The sequence below is a fragment of the bacterium genome, from assembly GCA_035371905.1.
Taxonomy (GTDB): domain Bacteria; phylum Ratteibacteria; class UBA8468; order B48-G9; family JAFGKM01; genus JAMWDI01.
In genome coordinates, this window is the sequence record DAORXQ010000143.1 from 1 (window position 1) to 3,418 (window position 3,418).

4 protein-coding genes are annotated in these 3,418 nt (G+C 27.2%); all 4 read right to left on the minus strand.

The genetic code is table 11. The annotated features are described in order from the left end of the window. The coding region (locus PKV21_09715; protein HOM27762.1) for a hypothetical protein at window positions 1–317 on the minus strand (317 nt) is incomplete at its 3' end. Between the two features lie 76 nt (window positions 318–393). Next, window positions 394–1,584, minus strand: a complete 1,191-nt coding sequence (locus PKV21_09720) for a lipid-A-disaccharide synthase-related protein (GenBank protein HOM27763.1) — start codon at window positions 1,582–1,584, stop codon at window positions 394–396. A gap of 7 nt (window positions 1,585–1,591) precedes the next feature. Continuing rightward, window positions 1,592–2,824, minus strand: coding sequence for an endonuclease Q family protein (locus tag PKV21_09725; GenBank protein ID HOM27764.1), 1,233 nt, complete (start codon window positions 2,822–2,824; stop codon window positions 1,592–1,594). After that, window positions 2,814–3,302, minus strand: a complete 489-nt coding sequence (locus tag PKV21_09730; GenBank protein HOM27765.1) for an HIT domain-containing protein — start codon at window positions 3,300–3,302, stop codon at window positions 2,814–2,816. Before PKV21_09730 ends, PKV21_09725 begins: the two co-directional genes overlap by 11 nt. Window positions 3,303–3,418: the final 116 nt, after the last annotated feature.

Here is a 3,418-nt window from a genome sequence, read left to right on the forward strand (position 1 = left end):
AATGCTTTTCTCTTTTCTTCAGGGTCTATTTTTCCTTTTAATGCATCAAAAAATGCATCTTCAACATTCCATATTTCTAAATCTATCCCCTTCTTTGCAAAAAAATCTCTAACATCCTCTGCTTCCTTATATCTCATTAATCCATCATCAACAAAAAAAACAATAAGATTGTTTCCGATAGCCATCTTTGTTAAAATTGCACAAACACAACTATCAACACCACCTGAAGTTGCAACCAATGCTTTTTTATCCTTTATTTTTTTCTTTAATTCATTAACCTTCTCTTTTATAAACTTTTTTGAATTGAATTTACTCATACAGACCTCCTTTAATTCATTATAAAATATATGTATAAATATGTCAATTATTCAAATTATATTTCAGTACTGCAAATTAAGGTTCAATAAAATTATTTTTAATATAAAGAGCGATTTTTTTGCCAGCACCAGCAGGTCCAACTCTTTCCAAACCAATTTTTTTTACTTCTTTTTCTATTAGGGGGTCTTCAATTATAGAAAAAATTTTTTCTGCAATTAATTTTATATCAAATGGTAAAGCAAAAACATACCCTCCAAGCAGTTTTTTTTGTATTTTTTCAAAAAAATACCATGGATAAAGATTGCCTTTTACAGGAAATGTTATTACGGGTTTACCAAGACCGATTGCCTGTTCATTTGCTGCTCCTGAAAATCCAATAATTAAATTAGATTTATTAATAACATCTCCAAATTTATCAGAAACAATTATTTTATTTGAATCTTTAACTAAATAACCAATAATACCCTTTTCTTTTAATTTTACTTCTATAAATTTCCAGTTTAATTTACCAATCTCTTTTTTTACTTCTTCAATATTAAGAAAAAAAGAAAGTGAAATTATGAAAAAAGGAATTTCTTTATTCTCCTCTTTTGCTTTTTCCAAAATTTTATTCACAATTTCAAGCAAAAAATAAAGTTTTTTAAAAGCATCTTTTCTTCTTCCAGGTAATAATCCGATAACTTTTTTTTCTGCAGGGATATTAAAATCTTCTCCTGTAAAATCAATGCAATCCATTGCTAAACTCCCAAAATATACAGATGGTATTCTAAATTTTTTAAAATAAAAGTGTGTCTTTTCATCCCTTGGAAAAACTACATTTGCAAAGTGTTTCATCAACCATATATTTATTCTATCAATTTTCCTGATATAAATTGATTGAGCAGTAGAAGCAAAAATAATTTTTTTTCCTGAAAAAAAACCACATAAAGCACAAAGAAAAATATCTCCAACTGCTACAATAAAATCAGAATTCTTTCCTTCCTTTCTTAAAACCTTTATCTGTTTTATAAATAAAGGAATTAATCCTGCCTTTATATCTTTTAATAAATATTTAAATCCGAAATGGATCAGTCCCTCACTTGGCAAATTTTTACATGGACCTAAAACAGGAATACCTTCTGAAATATATGCTTTCCCCTCACCTACCAAAGGAAGGGCTTTAATGCAAACAAAAGGTAAATTTTTTTTTAAATGTTTTATAATTTGACATGCCATCATATCTTCAAAATGACCATTACTTACAAAAAGAAGTTTTAAACTTTTCATGAATTTATTAAAAAAGGGTTTGTTGGTCTTCTTCTTTTTCTAAATCTAACAATATCGATACTTCCCCAAATTCTCCATCATATCCTGGTTTTATATTAACATCTCCTTTTTTAACCCTTTTTATACCTTCAAAAATTTTAATATCAATCTTTTCTTCAAATTCTTTTTCATCTGCTTCTATAAGAATATAAAATTCTGGTCCAAATTTATTTATAATATCAAAGTAAGTTTTCTGAACAATTTGAGAAGATACTTCCTTATTTAAAACACAACTTATTATCTGGTCAAGCGGAACTATTTTTTTAAATGGAACATATTTTTGTGGTTTTTCTCCTGCTTTTCTATCTGCAAGTTCTTCCACTCTATGCATTACACCAACAGTTACCTTTCTTCCACAAACAGGACATATATAATTATTTTTTTTAGTTTCCTCTGGAGAAAAACATATTTTACAATTTCTATGTCCATCATAATGATATTTGCCCTCTTCAGGAAAATATTCAACTGTCATTTTAAAATTTTTATTTTTAAGAATTGAAATGAGTTCTTTAAAATCAAATTTGTCAAAAAAAATATTGGCTTCCCTGCCTATTTTTGATGGAGAATGAGCATCAGAATTTGAAATTAAAGAAAATCTATCAAGTGCAGATAATCTCCAGTTCATTTCCGGGTCACTACTCAATCCTGTTTCAAGTGCAAAAATTTCATCTGTAAGTTCTTTAAAACATTCTTCAATTTTATTAAATCCGGAATTTGAACCAAAAAGAGAAAAATGTGGTGTCCAGATGTGAGCAGGAACAATAAATCCAAATTCATCTATATCTTTAAGTATTTTTAAAAGTTCTTTTGCTTCAAGTTGTAAAATTGGTCTTCCATCAGCATTTAAATCACCATATCTTTCTACATTTCTGTTGAATTTTTCAACCTTTTCTATTGAGGAAATAAAAATTATGTTATGAATTTTTTTTGTAATTCCTTTTTTATCAAAGATATTACAAACTTCTCCTGTTAAAATAAAATCAATTCCTCCATAATTATAAATTCCAAATCTATCTGTTTCTTTAAGGTTTCTTTTTAGTTCATAAAACCAGTAAAAATGAGTAATATCACCTGTACCGAGAAGATTTATGCCTTTATATTTAGCCCATTTTACAAGACCGTCAAGTTGCATATCTTTGCTGGTTGCCCTGCTATATTTTGAATGAATATGAAAATCAGCAATATACATTTCACTTTTCATTTTTAAACTCTTTTTTAAGTATTTTTGAGAGTTCTTTTAGTGATTGAGGAATTACTTTAGTATTTGAAATAACAGGCATAAAATTTGTATCACCCTGCCATCTGGGAACAATATGAATATGAATATGTTCTTCCAATCCTGCTCCTGAAACTTTACCAATATTTAAACCAATATTAAATCCATCAGGTTTTAAAACTTTTTTCAAAACTTTCACTGAAATTTTTATCAATTGTCCAATTTCATTTAACTCCTCTTCTTTTAGGTCTTCCAGATTTTTTAAATGTCTTACAGGAGCAATCATTATATGTCCATTATTGTAAGGAAAAATATTCATTATTATAAAACTATATTGTCTTTTATAAATAACATACTCGTTTTTCTTTGAATTTATACTTTCACAGAGGAAACATTTATCTTTTTTAATTCCTAAAATATACCCCATTCTCCACGGAGCCCAGATTATTTCTTTTTTATTCATTTTAAAATTCTACATTTTTCACTAAAATTTTTCAATTATCTCTCAGAATATTTATTCCAATTCTTTATAAACTTTAAGTGTTTCTATTGCTGTCTTTTCCCAACTGAACATCTTAC

Bases quoted from the DNA above. Each gene is read 5' to 3' on its own strand.
- PKV21_09720 (HOM27763.1), bottom strand. From the start codon at position 1,584: ATGAAAAGTTTAAAACTTCTTTTTGTAAGTAATGGTCATTTTGAAGAT.
- PKV21_09725 (HOM27764.1), bottom strand. From the start codon at position 2,824: ATGAAAAGTGAAATGTATATTGCTGATTTTCATATTCATTCAAAATAT.
- PKV21_09730 (HOM27765.1), bottom strand. From the start codon at position 3,302: ATGAATAAAAAAGAAATAATCTGGGCTCCGTGGAGAATGGGGTATATT.